Genomic DNA, 15,777 nt, shown 5'->3' with positions numbered 1-15,777 from the left:
CCGATGAGGATCGTCGTCCGACTCGCCGCGCCGGTCGAGACGGTGTGGCGGGCGCTCACCGACCCGACCGAGCTGCGCGCCTGGTTCGCCGAGCACGCCGAGGTCGACCTGCCCCACCGGTACGAGTTCTGGGGCCGGTACACGCCCGAGGGTGACGCGCCGCACCAGCGACTGCTGCACGCCGGCGACCACACGCTCCGCTTCGCCTGGTCACTCGACGGGGTGGAGGCCACCAGCGAGCTGTCGTTGGCCGCCGAGACGCCGGAGACCACCCTGCTCACCCTGACCCAGAGCCACTTCCGGATGGCTGAGATGTTCGACGGCAGCAGCATCCGTGGCGTCCTGCAGACCTGGTGGTCCCTGTCGCTGGCCAACCTCAACGCGCACCTGGAGGGGCGGGAGCCGCTGCCGCGCACCGACTTCACCTCCGCCGAGCTGCGCGGCGAGCTGCTGATCGCCGCCCCGGTCGACAAGGTGTGGCAGTCGCTGATCGACTCCGAGCAGGCCAGCGCCTGGTTCGGGTACCCGATCGGGATCGAGCCGTGGGTCGGCGGCCGGTACGCCATGGGTGGCCTCGACGCGCCGGGCGCCGCGAAGATCGTCGACCTGGAGCCGGAGCGGAAGCTCGGCGTGGACTGGGGGCCGATGGGGGTCGGCACCTGGGAGCTGGACGGCTCCGACGGGAAGACCAGGCTGACCTTCGTGCAGAGCGGCTTCGACGAGGGCAACCCGCCGTACCCGGGCTGGGCGGGGATCCTCGCCGGTCTGTCCGAGCTGCGCCGCTACCACGAGGTGGCTGACTGGCAGCCGATCTGGGTGGAGGAGGCCATCCCCGCCGACGCCTGACCGCTGCCGGTGTGGGTCGCGTCCACGATCCACACCGGCGTGCGTCACCGCCACCCGCGAACCCGGTGTTCGTCGGTCCGGCCCGCGCCGGGCGGCGTGCTCACCTGGTCGGGACGCGAACCTCCGGTGGCGTCGCCACGCGCTTCCGAGCGGCGCCGGGCGCGGGGGAAACAGGTCGGTTTCGCGTCGTGCCGGTGCGGGCGTGGGTCGCGTACACCGTCAGACCCACGAAGGTCAGACCGCCCACCAGGTTCCCGATGACGGTCGGGATCTCGTTCCAGACGAGGTAGTCCATGACCGAGAAGTCGCCGCCGAGCATCAGCCCGGACGGGAACAGGTACATGTTCACGACCGAATGCTCGAACCCCATGTAGAAGAAGACCAGGATGGGCATCCACATGGCGATCACCTTGCCGGAGACGCTCGTCGACATCATCGCGCCGACGACGCCGGTGGAGACCATCCAGTTGCAGAGGACGCCCCGGATGAAGAGGGTCAGCATGCCGGCGGCACCGTGTTCGGCGTAGCCGACCGTACGACCTTCGCCGATGTTGCCGATCGCCTGACCGACGTCGTTCGGTTCGCCGGTGAAGGCGAAGGTGAAGGTCACGGCCATCATGAGGGCGACGGTGAGCGCTCCGGCGAAGTTGCCGACGAAGACGAGACTCCAGTTGCGCAGCACCGAGCGGAACCGCACGCCCGGGCGTTTGTCTATCAGTGCCAGGGGAACCAGGGTGAACACGCCGGTCAGGAGGTCGAACCCGAGTAGGTACAGCATGCAGAACCCGACCGGGAAGAGGATCGCCCCGATGACGGGCTCACCCGTCTTCACGGTGACCGTGACGGCGAACGCCGCGGCCAGGGAGAGGATGGCGCCGGCCATGTACGCGCGGATCAAGGTGTCCCGAGCGGCCATGAAGACCTTCGCCTCACCCGCGTCGATCATCTTGACGGCCAGGTCTCCTGGATTCACATACGACATGACGTCGCTCCTTCACGATGGAACCGGTAGGGGCGGCCGGACCTGTCGGACCGTGGCGAGCCCGATGGTTGACCGAGTCTGTGAACCCCGGATTCCCGCCGTGTTGCGAAGGGTAGATGATCCGATCACGTTCAGCTCACCCGTCCACGACGCAGAACTGACGCAAGGCGTAACATTGCCGTAACATTCGGTGCCCGGTGGGGGCGGCGGCGTCAACCGGTCGAGCAACCGGGCCAGGCGGATCGCCTCGTCGGCGTGAGGCGGGTTCGCCGTCGGCGTCGTACCCCCGGGTGAAGAGCAGGTAGAGCACTTCCGGCCGAGGAACCCCCGGAGGTCGCCTCCGGGGTGACGAGATCCCACCGGTCCGGCGGGTCCACCGGCGCACCGGCCGGCACGGGTGGATCATGTCATCGTCACCCCGACCCGGCGAAGCGGTTACCGAGGAGGCCAGCGATGCCCCGCGACGACTGGAAGGGTGCCGTCAACCAGATCCTCTACGGGTTGATCTTCACCCGGGCACTCGACGAGGTGGCCGCCAGCCGGATGGCCGACGCCATGGTCGAGCGGCGGAACTTCGGGGCCGGCCCGCGCGTCTACGCCGCGGCGATCGCCCAGGCCCGGCGGCACCGGGGCCCGCTCACCGACGAGCTGCCGACGCCGCACGACGAGGAGGCGTTCCGTGCCTTCCTGGAACTGCTCGCCACCGAACTCGACGCCCGCCGCCCCTGGCGACGGACCATCTCCTGAGATTCGGGATACAAACGTCGCCGGCGGGGTACAGGCGGGCGATGTTCTTCATCTTCGGACTCCGCACGTCGGTGAGCCGGTCGGGTGTGGCCAGCGCCGTCTGCCGCAACTGCGGCAACCTGGCCGCACAGGTGATCACCCGCCGGTCCACGAAGTTCACCCTCTTCTTCATCCCACTGATCCCGGTACGGACCCGCTACGTGCAGCAGTGCTCGTTCTGCGGCGCCGAGTACGCCATCTCCAGTGGCGAGGCGCGTCGCCTCCCGGTCGGCTGAGGCGATGGCACGCTTCCTCTGCTGGCTGATCGGCCGGCAACCCGTCGAACCGGCGGCGGCCGTGCACACCGTTTCCCGCCCGCCCTGCACCCCGGGCCGCCGGCGTCGCCGCCGCGGCCGGCCGCTCGCCGGGACGCGGCTGCCCCGATCGCCCTGGAACCGGTCGGCCGAGCGCTGACCCTCTTCCTCCACGCCCACCTGACCGCCCGCGTCCGGGCCGAACCGGCGCCCAGCGCCTATCCTGGCGGATCGTGACGAGTACCGCGCAGCGCCTGGCCGTGATCCGGGGACCCGTGCCGCCGAAGCGGCACAACGCCCGTACCATCGCCGCCCTCACCGGGAACCCGGGATGCACCCGCCGGGCCGTGCTCGACAGCGCCGGGGTGGACAAGCCGAAGCTGGCCGAGCGGATCGGGTATCCGGCCCGCTTCGGGCAGTCCCCGTTCGCGATCACCCGGGGCAACGCGTTCGAGGCGCAGGTGAAAGCCGACGGCGGGACCGAGCTGCTGCGGCTGGTCGCTCAGCGGCTGGGCGTACCGGTGCCGCAGCGGGCGGACTGGACTGACCTGGGTGGCGCCGACGACCTGCCGGACCGGCAGGAGCGGTCCCGACGGGCGTTGACCGCCACCGGGCCGGACGCGGCGCTGTTCGACCACCCGCTGCTCGGGCTGGACATCGCCGGTCAGCGGGTACACCTGGAACCGGATCTGGTCGCCGCCCGCCTCGGCGGCCGGTTCCACGTGGTGGAGATCAAGTCGTTCCCGGTGATCGACGGCCAGGCCGACCCGGCGAAGGTGGCCGCCGCCGCCATCCAGTCGGCCGTCTACGTGCTGGCCCTGCGCGAGCTGCTGGCCGCCGAGGGGCACGATCCGGAGCTGGTCTCCCACGACGTGGTGCTCGTCTGCCCGCGTGACTTCGCCAACCGGCCGGTGGCCAGCCTGCTCGACGTGCGCAAGCAGTTGCTGGTGTTGCGCCGGCAGCTCGACCGGATGGCCCGGCTGGACGTGCTGCTGGCCGCCGTGCCGGCGGACTTCACCGCCGACCCGGACGCCGACCCCGCCGCGCTGACCGCCGCGCTGCGCACGGTCGAGGCCCGTTACGCGCCGGAGTGCCTGGCCGCCTGCGAGCTGGCGTACTTCTGCCGGGCAGAGGCGCGGGGCCACACCGCGGCCCTGGGCCGGCCGGTACGGGAGGCGCTCGGTGGCGTCGAGGAGGTGTCCGAGGTGCTGGCCCTGGCGACCGGCGAGCGCGCCGCGCCACCGGAGCGGGCGGAAGCCGCCACGCTGTTGCGGGCCGCGGCCCGGCTACGCGCCGACGCCCTCGCCGGGAACCCCGCATGAGTGCGCCGACGTCGCCACGGGCCGGGACGGCGGCGTGAGCACGCTCCGCGCGTTGGCGAAGGCGCAGGCCGTCGCCGCCGGGGTGGCCCAGCCGGTGGCCACCGTCCGGCACCTGCACCTGGCCGAGCGACCGCTGGTGCTGGTGCCGCTGGCGCTGGCCGGTGAGGCGAACGCCCCGCTCGCGGCGCTGGTCGGCACGGCACCGGACGCGGCGCGGCTGTTGATCGTGCCGCAGCCCCGCAACCGGGACCAGCGGTTCCGGTTCGCCGCCGAACTGGCCGCGGTCGTGCTGCCGTACCTGGCGGAGTTCCACGTGGCGACCGAGGCGGTGCCGGTGGACCGGGGCCGGGACGTCCGGCACCGGTACGTGGAGGCTCCGCAGCTGCTGGTGCCGAACCCGGCCGGGGTGACGTTCCTGCGGCTGCTCGGGCGCTCCACCCGGTTCCGCCGCCCGGACGGCGACCATCCGGTGCACCCCGACGTGCCGCTGCTCGGACGCTGGCTGACCTTCTTCGCCGAGCGGGCCGAGCATCCCGGCTCGTCGGCGCTGGTGGCGATGACCGACGCGCTGACCCTGCACTGGGCCACCGGACAGAGCCCGGTGGAGGACCAGCACCTGCCGGCGCTGCTCGGCTGGATCGATCCGCCGGCCGGGATGACCGGGCCGCAGGCGGCGGCGCGGGCCGAGGAGCCGGGGCGCTGTCCGCCGGCCGGCCCGGCCACCGACCCGGACTTCGACAACCAGGTGCTCGCCCCGGCCATAGCGGCGTACGCGCGCACCGAGGACGACCCGGCCGCCCGCGCGACGGCGTACGCGGAGCTGGAACGGGTGCTGCGCGGTCAGCTCGCCCCCACCTGGGAGCTGATGTGGCGCGGCGTGGGGCTGCTGCGCGCGCTGCCGCCGGGGGCACGGGTGGCGGGCCGCTGGGACGGCGACAAGGACGCCTTCACCAGCCACACGGAGCACCTCGACGGCGGCGGCGGCCCGCAGCCCCGGCGTGACGGCGCGGTGGCGGCGGCCGTACGGCTGCACCGCCTGGAACGCGCCCTGACCTCGTACGCGGTGCAGCGCGCGTACGACGATCCCCTGGTCATGGCCGAGCACCGGTTGACCGGTGAGGCGTTCGTCGGCGAGGTGACGCTGGCCGACCCGAAGCGGGTGGACGACAGCGGCCGGCGGCCGGTGCTGCGCCCGCGTGTCCAGGTGGTGACCACCGAGCCGGTGCTGGTGCCGGTGGGGACGACGCTGTTCTCCCCCGCTCGGCCGGCGCAGAAGGCGAAGGTGGTGTTCCTGACCCCGACGGCCGAGGGCAAGACCGAGGTGGTGCTGGAGCTCTCCGGCGGGATGGGGCGGGGGTTGACTGCGCCGCCCGGGACGGTGCCCGAGGTGGGTGAGCGGCTCTGCCTGACCACGCTCTCCGACGGGTTCCTGCCGGCAGGTGCCTTTCCGGCGCCCGAGGAGACCCCGTGGACGCACGGCGGCCCACCGACGTCCACCGCCGAGCGCGCGACGGACGGCGACGCGGCGGAGGACTGGTCCTGACCCGCGGGCGCGCCCGACCGGGCGTCCACAAGGGGGGGCCGGTCGGCTCTGGCGGGGCGCACGGGCGGTGGCTAGGCTTCGGTGGTTCGCCCGTCCGTGACCGGTCCTCAGCCGTGAGGTACGCACAGGAGAGGGAGCCGGAGCGATCACCGTGCAGCCCGAGGCCGTCACACCGTTTCCTGTCGCACCGCTGCGCCGCGCGGGGGTCGCCGTCGCGACGGCGGTGCTGCTCGTCGAGGCGTTCTGGCTGCTGGCGGGGCTGCCGCACGCGGCGCTCGCCAGCGACCTGGGCGCGATCACGGTGGCGAGCCTGGCCGCGGCAGCCTGCGCGGACGCGGCCCGCCGGCACCCCACCCCGCTGCGCCGGTTCTGGACGCTGCTCACGGTCACCATGGGCCTCGCCGCGGCCGGCCGTACGGTGTGGGTGGTCGAGCGTACCGGTGGCGACGAACTGCCGCACACCGCGCTGGTCGGCGGGATCTTCACCGTCGGCATCATCACCGGCACCGCCGCGCTGCTCTGCTCGCTGTCAGCTCCCCGCAGCTGCGTCGGTCGGGCCCGCGCCCTGCTGGACGGGGTGATCGTGGGGCTCGCCCTGATCCCGGTCGGCTGGGTGGTGGTGTTCCACGACATCACCGCCGCCGACCTGGCCGATCCGCTGCACGGATACGGCCTGCTGTACCCGGTGCTCGACCTGGTGCAGTTGACCGTCCTGGTCGCGGTGGCCGGGCCCGCCCGGCCGGTGTGGCGGCCGATGACGCTGATCGGGGTGAGCCTGGCCGTGCGGGCCGTGGCCGACGCGGTCCACGTCTCGCTCGTCGTGGGCGGCAGTTACGCTCCCGGGCATCCGATCGAGCTGTGCTGGCCGCTGAGTCACCTGTTGATCGGGGTGGCGGCGGTCCACCCGCCGCCGCCGACCTGCGCTGACGGCGACGATGCCGGCGAGTCACCGCTGCCGCCCTGGTGGCGGGTGGCCCTGCCGTACCTGCCGGTGGGTGGGGCGATCGTCGCCGTGGTGCTGGCCCGCCGCCCGACCGGGCAGACCCCGCACCTGATCTTCATCGGCATGATGACGCTGCTGGCGGCGTTGGCGCTGCGTCAGGGACTGGCCGCCAACGAGAACCTGCGGCTGGTCGCCCGGCTGCGCCAACTGGCGTACGCCGACCAGCTCACCGGCCTGCCGAACCGGTTGATGTTCATCCGGCGGCTGCGCCGGGCGCTGCGCGGCGGGCCGCCGGTCGCCGTGCTGATCCTCGACCTGGACGGGTTCAAGCAGGTCAACGACCGGTTCGGGCACGGCACCGGGGACACCCTGCTGACCAGCATCGCCGGCCGGATGCGGGACGCGGTCGGCGACGACGGCACGGTCGCCCGGCTCGGCGGCGACGAGTTCGCGGTGCTGGTCGACGAGGGCCGGCCGGTCGCCCCGGAGCGGCTCGCCGAGCGGCTGCTCACCGCCCTGCAACCGTCGCCCGGCGAGGAGGACGTCGGCATCCACCCGTCCGCCAGCGTCGGCATCGCCGAGTACGGCCCGCAGCACACCTCCCACACCGACCTGCTGCGCGACGCCGACATCGCGATGTACGCGGCGAAAGCGGCCGGGAAGGCCGCGTACCGGACCTGCACCCCGGCGCTGCGCGAGTCGGCGGTGACCCGGGCGGAGCTGATCGCCGATCTGCGCCGGGCGGTCGACGAGCGGCAGTTGCACCTGGACTACCAGCCGATCGTCGACCTGGCCACCGGCGAGGTGCGCCGCGCCGAGGCGCTGGTCCGCTGGCGGCATCCCCGGCTGGGGCTGCTCAACCCGGCGGCGTTCCTGCCGCTGGCGGAGGAGACCGGGCTGGTGGTGCCGCTGGACCGCTGGGTGATCCACGAGGCGTGCCGGGCCGCCGCGACGTGGCGGCAGCGGGTGCCGGAGGCGACGGTGGCGGTGAACATCGCGGCGGCGCACCTGCGCCGACCGGATCTCATCGCCACGGTCACCGCCGCCACGGCCGGCGCGGGCCTGGCTCCCCGCGCGTTGACCCTGGAGCTGACCGAGTCGGCGCTGATCGACGGCAGCGAGGCGGTGCTGGAACGCCTCGCGCAGCTGCGCGAGCTGGGCATCCGGATCGCCATCGACGACTTCGGCACCGGATACTCGTCGTTGAGCTACCTGCACCGCATCCCGGCCACCGAGCTGAAGATCGACCGTTCGTTCGTGGCCCGGCTCGACTCCGACACCCGCGCGTACGCCACCGTGGAGATGGTGACCCGGTTGGCCGGGGCGTTCGACCTGGCGGTGGTGGCCGAGGGGGTGGAGACCGAGGGGCAGCACGCGGCGGTCACCGCGATCGGCTGCGTCCACGGTCAGGGCTACCGCTACGGCCGCCCCGGCGCCCTCGCCACCCTTCACCCCACTCCCGCCTGATCTGACGGGCGAGGGCGGCGGGCTGGCGGAGAATCCGGGTTGACCCTCACGCAGCGGGAGGCGGCAGCCTTGGTCGCGGAAGGGAGGGAACCCATGACGTACACGGTGGGGCAGGTGGCGAAGGCGGCCCGGGTGACGGTCCGAACGCTGCACCACTACGACGAGATCGGGCTGCTGTCGCCCAGCGGGCGCACCGCGGCGGGCTACCGCCGCTACGACGACGCGGACCTGGAGCGGTTGCAACTGATCCGCTGGTACCGGGAGTTGGGGTTCCCGCTGGAGGAGATCGCGGCGATCCTCGACGACCCGGACGTCGACCCGGTGGCGCACCTGCGCCGGCAGCACGAGCTGCTCACCGGCCGGATCGGCAAGCTCCAGGAGATGGTCGCCGCGATCGAGATCGCGATGGAGGCGAGAAGGATGAACATCAGGCTCACCCCGCAGGAACGGTTCGAGGTCTTCGGCGACTTCGACCCGGAGGCGCACGCCGAGGAGGTGGAGCAGCGTTGGGGCGACACCGACGCGTACCGGGAGTCGGCCCGCCGGACGGCCAGCTACTCGAAGGAGGACTGGCTGCGGAACAAGGCGGCCAACGAGGACTGGGGCCGCCGCTTCGTGGCGGTGATGGCCTCGGGCGCACCGGCCAGCTCGGCGGAGGCGATGGCGTTGGCCGAGGAGCACCGGCGGCTCATCACCGAGTGGCACTACGACTGCTCGTACGAGATCCACACCTGCCTGGCGGACATGTACGTGGCGGACCCCCGGTTCACCGCGTACTTCGAGACACTCGCGCCAGGCATGGCCGCATACCTCGCCGAGGCGATCCACGCCAACGCGATCACCCGTGCCTGACCCGCCCGCACCCCACCGCGCCCGGGGCCCGAGCGGGCCGGGCGACCGGTCCACCCGGGCCCCGGGCACGGCCCAGGGCGGGCCGGGCGACCGACGCGAGGTGATCACCCGATCGGGTGAAAGGACCGTCATGCCGGTTCCGTCGGCGCTGATCTGCTGTTAACCCGTACGACACCCCGGTTGGTGGCTCGCGCGGCGAAGGAGTCGGCGTGGCAGAAACTGATTCGACGGGTTCCACCTGGCGCTACAACTGGGCGCGCAGACAGAACGAGCGCCGGCAGCGCCGCCACCGCGAGGCCGAGGCGGCCTGGCGGCGGCACGACGACGAGTTGCGGAGGCTGCGCACCCTCGCTCTCGACCTGCACGGTTCGACGGCGGCGGGCCGCGGACTGCCCCTGGAACTCGATCAGGGCGAGAAGGTGTTCCGGGCCTGGCCCGCCGCCCAACTGGTCGAGATGCGGCACACCGCAGTGCTGCCCGCCCCCGATCTGACCCTCGAGCCGCATCCGGCCCCGCTGCGGCACCGGCCCCCCGACGGGGTGCGGGCCGTCGACGCCGGAATGGCCGTGATCACGAACCGTCGTCTGGTGTTTCTCGGCGGCAGCGGCCGGCGCGACTGGGCGTACGGGAAGATGACCGGGCTGTCCCACGACCCGGCCGCCCCGGTGACGCTGATCCAGGTGCTCGACCGCAAGCGGACCACCGGCCTGCGCCTGCCTGCCCCGGCGGCGGTCGACTTCCGGTTCGTGCTCACCCTCGCCTTCGCCGACGCGATCGAGCAGCGGGACAGCGTGCTCGCGCAGCTCGACGAGCTGATCGCCGAACACGACCAGATCCGGCCGTTCCGCCAGGCCATCGCCACTCCCGCCCAGGCCCGGCTCACCGCCCGGATCCCCGGCGGACGCCGCACCGTGGTCGTCGCGGCAGCCATCACCCTGGCCGTGCCGGTGGCCGTCCTCGACTCGGATCCGCCGGTCCGCTCCGCCTCCGAACGGGCTGTCGCCGCCACCCCCGCGACACCGACCAGGCCGGAGGGCGAGCCGGTGGCGAAACCCCGGCCCTCGCCGTCGGCCAGCGCCGCGCCTCGCGAGCGGCGCTGCGGCGCCCCGGCCAACCCGATGGGGTACGACTTCTGCGCCGGCGAGCGGATCCGCCGCCCCGACCACCGGGTCTGCGACCACTTCGACTGTGTGCGCGACTTCTGGTCCGGACGCGGTTACCTGGTGCAGTGCCGGGACGGGGCGGTCAGCCTGACCGGCGGGCAGCGCGGCGCCTGCGCCGACCACAAGGGCGTACGCCGCACCGTGTTCACCTGACGGAGGCCGCCGACCGCCCGTCGCCGGGAGGAGGTTGACTTCGTCTACGCCAGGTCGCGGTGTTGTTCGCGTGGACAGCGCGAGATGCCGCAGTTGGAGTGGATGTCCGTGCTCCCGGGGTGCCGGTGGGGCGGTTCAGGCCGGCGGGGACGCCGGATCCGGCCCGGCGGTGAAGTCCGGCAGGGTCAGCGTCCCGTCGGCGGCCAGCGCGAAGCCCGGGTTCCAGGCAATCTCCCACACGTGGCCGTCCGGGTCGGTGAAGCAGCCGGCGTACCCGCCGTAGAAGGTGTCGGCGGCCGGACGGGTGATCCGCGCGCCCGCCTGCGCCGCCGTGGCCAGGATCTCATCGACCTCGGCGCGGGAGTGGACGTTGTACCCCAGCGCCATCGCACCCGGTTCGCCGCCCGGCACGCCCACGTCGGCGGCCAGCTTCGCTCGCCCCCACAACACCAGGGCGAGCCCGCCGGCCTGGAAGAACACCGTCTCCTCGATTTCCTGCCCGTGCCAGCCGAGTTGCTCGTAGAACGCACGGGCGCGGGCGATGTCGGTGACGCCGAGAGTGATCAGGCTGATCCGCTGCTCCATTCTCGGACCGTACCCTCCCGGCCTCGGCTGTGGGGACCCGTCCGATGAGGACGCCGGCCGCGACGGCCAGCAGCGGTGGCGCCCTGAAGTAGGTGCCGGACGCGTGCCCGCCCGAGGCGACGTACGTTCCGGTTGACCTGGAGTGCGCTCCAGCTCCTACGGTCGAATCGTCGTACCGATGAAGGGAAGTGCGGATGAAGACCGTGGAGCTGGGCCGTACCGGTGAACACGTCAGCCAGCTGGCACTCGGCTGCATGCTCATGGGGACGCGCACCGACGAGGCCGATTCGTTCCGGATGCTCGACCGGTTCACCGGCCTCGGCGGCACCTTCCTCGACACCGCCGACTGCTACGCCTGGTGGCTGCGCAGGGACAGCCACGGTGGGGAGAGCGAGGAGCTGCTGGGGCGTTGGCTGGCCCGCAGCGGCCGGCGCGACGAAGTGTTCCTCGCGACCAAGGGCAGCGCGAAGATGACAGATCCGGGCAGCCTGTGGGGTGCCGGCGACGAACCGGACTGGGAGGCCGCGCGTACCCGGTTCGAGGGAGCCGGCGCGGAGACGCTGCGCCGCGCGATCGACGACAGCCTCCGCCGGCTCGGCACCGATCACGTGGACCTGTACTACGTGCACGTCGACGACCGGACCACGCCGCTGGAGGAGACCCTTGAGGCGCTCGCCGGGATTGTGCAGGCCGGAAAGGCCCGCTACATCGGATGGTCGAACGTCCGCACCTGGCGGCTGGAACGGATCCGGCAGCTCTGCGCCGCGCACGGCTGGCCGACGCCGGTGGCGTTGCAGCAGCAGCACTCGTACCTGCGGCGCCGGCCGGGGCTGCCGGACGTGTCCATCGTCGACGACGACCAGCTCGACTACCTCGACACCCACGACGACCTAACGCTGGTGGCGTACTCGCCGCTGCTCAAGGGCGTCTACGACGACCCGGCGAAGCGCAACGGCCACCACATCATGCGGCCGTACGAGGGGCCGGACACCGTCGCCCGCCTCGCCGTGCTCAACCAGGTGGCGGCCGAGGTGGGAGCCGCGCCGGGCCAGGTGGTTCTCGCCTGGCTGCTGCGTCACTCGCCGACCGTCGCGCCGCTGATCGGGCCGCGTACGCCGGAGCAGCTGGAGGCGGCGCTGCCGGCCCTCGACGTCAAGCTGAGCGACGAGCAACTGGCCCGGCTCGACGCCGCGGGTGCCTGACCCGCGGGGTACGCGTTCGCTGGCCCGCGCCGTCGGCCGGGCCAATGTGAGTCGGACGACTCTCCCAGGGCATCGCCCACGCACACCTGTCGTCGTCGACGAGCACGTGTGCAGGGCGATGCCCTGTGCCTCCGGAGCACCTCGTCCGTGTGCGGACCCCGGCCGGTGGGTTAGCGCGAGGTCTTCGCGAAGGCGACGAAGCCGCGCCACGCCTCGGGGGTGAAGACCACCGTCCCGCCGTCGCGGTCCTTGGTGTCGCGGACGAGGACCGCGCCCGGGAGGTTGTCGGTGAACGGCCCGCCCAGGCCCGGGTACATGCCGGTGTCCTGCGGGACCACGTGCACCTCCACCGTGGGTAGCTCGACACACGCGGCACGGTGCTCGCACTGCTCGCGCATCAGCTCGGGTCGCCCCCCGCAGCGACCGCCGCAGCACCGCCTCGTCGATGACGGTGACGATTAACCGGGGGTGGTCGCGGCGCAGGATAGCCTGCCGCTTGATCCGCGCCGTCGCCAGGTGGTCGACCTCCTCGGCGGTCAGTGCCTCGCCGGTCAGCGTCGCCCGCGGCGAGCGCGGGCAGGCGCGGCGAGGCGGTGTCGCGGGCGCCGGTGACCGTCATCGACGCGGGCTGACAGCGCCGAGGCGACAGGTCATCGGGTCTATCCGGATCCGCCTCCTGAGGACACCCTGGTATCCGATAACCGCTCGCCGGTCCGTCTCGATGGCACTACGGTCGGTGGCCGTGGCCCGTACCGTGAATCTCGTCCTGGTCGACCCCGCCGGCCGGCCGCTCGGGGCGCTGCCGTCGTACCAGGTGGAGAGCCCGTGGTGGCAGGAGGCCGAGCCGGTGGTCCGGGGCGCGCCCGTCGACGTGGTCGTGTTGCGGCTGCTCACCGGCGAGAGCGACAGACCCGGTGCCGGCGGGCAGGTCACCTACCTGGCCGAGGTGGCCGGGCCGCCCGCCGTCGCGCTGCGTCCGGTGTCGGTGGACCTCACCCCGCATGCACTGCGCGCCCCCTACGCCGAGCCGGGTGGCCCGGCCGCCAGTGTCGGCTGGGCCCGGACGACACTCGACCGCCTCGGTCGGCCCGCCATCGAGGTGTCGCAGCGGCGCACCTGGAACCTGTCGGCGATCTGGCGACTCGACGGCCCGCACGGCCCGAGCTGGCTCAAGCAGGTGCCCGCCTTCTTCCGGCACGAGGCGGCGGTGCTGCGCCGCCTCAACCTGCTCGCCCCCGGTCGCGTTCCCGTGCTGCTCGCCGCCGACGACAGCACCGGGCGGATGCTGCTCGACCACGTGCCGGGCGAGGACCGCTACGGCGCCGACGCCACCGAACGCGCGGCCATCGCCGCCGACCAGCACGACCTTCAGGTACGCACGCTGTCGGCCGTCGACGACCTCGTCGCGGACGGGGTGCCGGACCTGCGTGGGCCGGCGCTCGACCGGTGGATCCGCGCCCTCCTCCCACCGGATGCGCCTCTCGACGGTCTGGCGGAGCGGCTGGCGGAGGTGGCCCGGTGCGGGCTGCCGGACGTCCTCGTTCACGGGGACCTGCACCCGGGCAACGTACGCGGCGACGGCCACCGGCGGGTGATCATCGACTGGGGCGACGCGTTCGTCGGGCATCCGGCGTTCGACATCCTCCGGTTGACCGAAGGGCTCGCCCCCGACACCGCCGACCCGCTGGTCGCGGCCTGGTGCGCGCGGTGGCGGGACAGCGTGCCCGGCTGTGATCCGGAGCGGGCCGTGCGGCTGCTGCGGCCGGTCGCGTCCCTGCGGATGGCAGCGGTGTACGCGATGTTCCTCGCCAACATCGAGCCGAGCGAGCGGATCTACCACGCCGACGACGTGCCGCGCTGCCTGGCGGCAGCCGCGGCGAGCACCTGACACCTGTCGGGGCCGGCGGCTTGCGCGTGTCATCCCGGCTCCCGGCTCCGCCTGACGGAACGAGACCGGGCCGCACGGCGCCGGTGGGCGGCCGTGCGGCCCGGTGGTGGCTCAGACTCCCAGGGCGCGGAGCTGAGGCAGGGCGGTCTTGGCGGTGGGGCGGCTGGTATTCCTGGTGGCGCGGTCCTCGGCCTGGGTGCGGTCGGGTTCGCGCAGGTTCCCGGTGACCCAGTCGGAGCTGCCCTTGTCACCGTTGTAGGCGGTGCACTCCCACCACTTGTCGACCGGGTAGCCGGGGTCGCGGGCGCGCTTCTTCACACAGTCGGTCGGCGTGAGCTTGGCGACGACCGCTTCGTAGGCGCGGATCTGGCTGCGGAGGACGAGGTCGGTGCCGTTGACGAAGCCGGCCTGGGCACGGGCCGCGAGAACGATGGCGAAGATCGGGCCGATGACGAAGCCGATCTTGTCGACCGCCTGTGGGCTCTGCACCGCATTCGCGAACGCGCTGGCCTGGGTGGCGCAGCTCGTGGCGTTCTGGGCCCACGCCCGCAGTGTGTACTCGTCCATGAAGTCGATGTTGAGGAACTCGATGGTCTGGGCTTCGAGGCAGCCTTCCACCTCGGCGGCGGCGATGGCGTCGATCTGCGCGATGATCTGCGTCCTGTTCTGGGCGATGGCCGCCTTGATCTCACGGATCGCGGCGTCGAGGTTGGCGCCCCCGCCCCCGTCGTTGAGCAGGTAGCCGGCGACGGCGATGGCCGCGCTGACCCAGTCGAAGGCGAACGCCTGAACGGCGGCGGTTTCGGTCGGGCGCTTGGTCTCGCTGGTGGTCGCGGCGGCCTGGGCCGGCACACCGGTGCCCGCCACCGCGATCGACACCGCCAGGCTGGCGGCGGCCAGGCTGTTCAACAGTCGTGTTCTCACTGAAACTCCTATGGCTGCTTCAACGTGGGCAGGGTCGTCTTGGCTACTTTCCAGCTGGAGTTGACCGCGGCTGCGAGCTTGAGGTCCTCCACATTGACCTGCGGCCTTGTCCATTGGCCGGTCACTTTGTTGAGAGTCTCCGTGGCCGCCGCCGTCTCACCATTGGCCGCCTTACACGCCCAGGTCTTCGAGTACCAGTAGGCGTCGTTCTCGGTCCACATCACTTCGCACTTCGGCTCCAGCCTCTGCACGATTTTTTCGTTGGCCTCGATGTACCGCTGGCGGAGCAGTTTTCTGGACTCCGGGGTGTACCCGGCGTCTCTGGCGGACGTCTCCGCCATCGCGTACTTGACGTTGAGGGCGTGACCGATGGCGTCGGCGGCCTTCTCGTCCTGGGTGGCGTCCAGCTCTCTCTTGTCGACCGAGGCGGACGTGATGATCCTGCTGGCGAGGTTCCGTACCCACCGTCGGTCGTGGCGGAACTGTTCATAGTTGGCGTACTCGATGGCGAATCCGTCCATCTCGCCCAACGCCCGGGCGGCGACGTGCCCGTCGATGTGGCTGATGACCTCGTTCCGAGCCTGCCCGACCAGGCCGACCACCTCACGGACCAGCGCCTCGATTTGATCCGCGGACAGGCCTTCGCGGGAGATCTTCAGGGCGGTGAACACAAGGGTGATGACCGGGCCGCTGATGTCCTGCGCCCGGGCCGGCTGAACGCTGCTGGGCACCGCGACCCCAACCGCCAACAGCGTCGCGATCAGGCCGCGTACCAGTCTTCGTCGCACATCTGCTCCCTTCGTCTTGCCGGGAGTCTGTCGGTGCCGAAGGGCGCGCGTCTTCGTGAGCCGTGCGCAATTTCCCAGT

General features: G+C 72.4%; 15 protein-coding genes. 10 read left to right on the top strand and 5 right to left on the bottom strand.

The genetic code is table 11. The annotated features are described in order from the left end of the window. Positions 1-3: 3 nt before the first annotated feature. Complete coding sequence (locus tag E1165_RS09395) at positions 4-846, top strand: SRPBCC family protein (RefSeq protein ID WP_243704678.1); 843 nt, start codon at positions 4-6, stop codon at positions 844-846. A 100-nt stretch (positions 847-946) separates the two neighbouring features. Here E1165_RS09395 and E1165_RS09390 read toward each other — a convergent pair whose 3' ends face one another. After that, positions 947-1,828, bottom strand: coding sequence for a formate/nitrite transporter family protein (locus E1165_RS09390; protein WP_132389758.1), 882 nt, complete (start codon positions 1,826-1,828; stop codon positions 947-949). 453 nt (positions 1,829-2,281) lie between these two features. Here E1165_RS09390 and E1165_RS09385 point away from each other — a divergent pair, with 453 nt between their 5' ends. From E1165_RS09385 to E1165_RS09355, 7 genes are all read left to right on the top strand, one after another. After that, positions 2,282-2,575, top strand: coding sequence for a hypothetical protein (locus tag E1165_RS09385; protein ID WP_132389756.1), 294 nt, complete (start codon positions 2,282-2,284; stop codon positions 2,573-2,575). Positions 2,576-2,616: 41 nt separating this feature from the next. Further along, entirely contained in the window at positions 2,617-2,850 is a 234-nt protein-coding gene (locus E1165_RS09380) for a zinc-ribbon domain-containing protein (protein ID WP_132389754.1), read from the top strand. A 251-nt stretch (positions 2,851-3,101) separates the two neighbouring features. Then, the gene (locus E1165_RS09375; RefSeq protein ID WP_132389752.1) at positions 3,102-4,190 is read left to right on the top strand and encodes a hypothetical protein; all 1,089 of its coding nucleotides are present in this window, start codon (positions 3,102-3,104) and stop codon (positions 4,188-4,190) included. A gap of 34 nt (positions 4,191-4,224) precedes the next feature. Then, complete coding sequence (locus E1165_RS09370; protein ID WP_132389750.1) at positions 4,225-5,733, top strand: hypothetical protein; 1,509 nt, start codon at positions 4,225-4,227, stop codon at positions 5,731-5,733. Positions 5,734-5,884: 151 nt separating this feature from the next. After that, the gene (locus E1165_RS09365; RefSeq protein ID WP_207916802.1) at positions 5,885-8,143 is read left to right on the top strand and encodes a bifunctional diguanylate cyclase/phosphodiesterase; all 2,259 of its coding nucleotides are present in this window, start codon (positions 5,885-5,887) and stop codon (positions 8,141-8,143) included. Positions 8,144-8,236: 93 nt separating this feature from the next. Further along, entirely contained in the window at positions 8,237-8,995 is a 759-nt protein-coding gene (locus E1165_RS09360; protein WP_132389748.1) for a MerR family transcriptional regulator, read from the top strand. A 209-nt stretch (positions 8,996-9,204) separates the two neighbouring features. Then, a complete protein-coding gene (locus tag E1165_RS09355; protein ID WP_132389746.1) occupies positions 9,205-10,311 on the top strand; it encodes a hypothetical protein in 1,107 nt (368 codons plus the stop codon). 135 nt (positions 10,312-10,446) lie between these two features. Here E1165_RS09355 and E1165_RS09350 read toward each other — a convergent pair whose 3' ends face one another. Further along, entirely contained in the window at positions 10,447-10,896 is a 450-nt protein-coding gene (locus tag E1165_RS09350) for a VOC family protein (protein ID WP_132389744.1), read from the bottom strand. A gap of 194 nt (positions 10,897-11,090) precedes the next feature. Here E1165_RS09350 and E1165_RS09345 point away from each other — a divergent pair, with 194 nt between their 5' ends. After that, the gene (locus E1165_RS09345) at positions 11,091-12,098 is read left to right on the top strand and encodes an aldo/keto reductase (protein WP_132389742.1); all 1,008 of its coding nucleotides are present in this window, start codon (positions 11,091-11,093) and stop codon (positions 12,096-12,098) included. Positions 12,099-12,268: 170 nt separating this feature from the next. On the opposite strand, the gene E1165_RS30350 is transcribed toward E1165_RS09345, so the two are convergent. Further along, positions 12,269-12,496 carry a DUF397 domain-containing protein gene (locus E1165_RS30350; protein ID WP_132389739.1) on the bottom strand — a complete coding sequence of 76 codons (228 nt, stop codon included), beginning with the start codon at positions 12,494-12,496 and terminating at the stop codon, positions 12,269-12,271. A 344-nt stretch (positions 12,497-12,840) separates the two neighbouring features. On the opposite strand from E1165_RS30350, the gene E1165_RS09335 reads away from it, so the two are divergent. Continuing rightward, entirely contained in the window at positions 12,841-13,986 is a 1,146-nt protein-coding gene (locus tag E1165_RS09335) for a phosphotransferase family protein (RefSeq protein ID WP_132389737.1), read from the top strand. A gap of 111 nt (positions 13,987-14,097) precedes the next feature. Here the strand turns inward: E1165_RS09335 and E1165_RS09330 are convergent, their stop codons facing one another. After that, positions 14,098-14,910 carry a citrate lyase subunit alpha gene (locus E1165_RS09330; RefSeq protein ID WP_165945179.1) on the bottom strand — a complete coding sequence of 271 codons (813 nt, stop codon included), beginning with the start codon at positions 14,908-14,910 and terminating at the stop codon, positions 14,098-14,100. Positions 14,911-14,918: 8 nt separating this feature from the next. Continuing rightward, the gene (locus tag E1165_RS09325) at positions 14,919-15,698 is read right to left on the bottom strand and encodes a hypothetical protein (RefSeq protein WP_132389733.1); all 780 of its coding nucleotides are present in this window, start codon (positions 15,696-15,698) and stop codon (positions 14,919-14,921) included. Positions 15,699-15,777 lie beyond the last annotated feature (79 nt).

This window comes from Micromonospora sp. KC723 (assembly GCF_004348595.1).
In the GTDB taxonomy this organism is placed as follows: Bacteria; Actinomycetota; Actinomycetes; order Mycobacteriales; family Micromonosporaceae; genus Micromonospora.
Note: the sequence above shows the minus strand (reverse complement) of the source record. Positions and strands in the feature narration are given on the sequence as shown.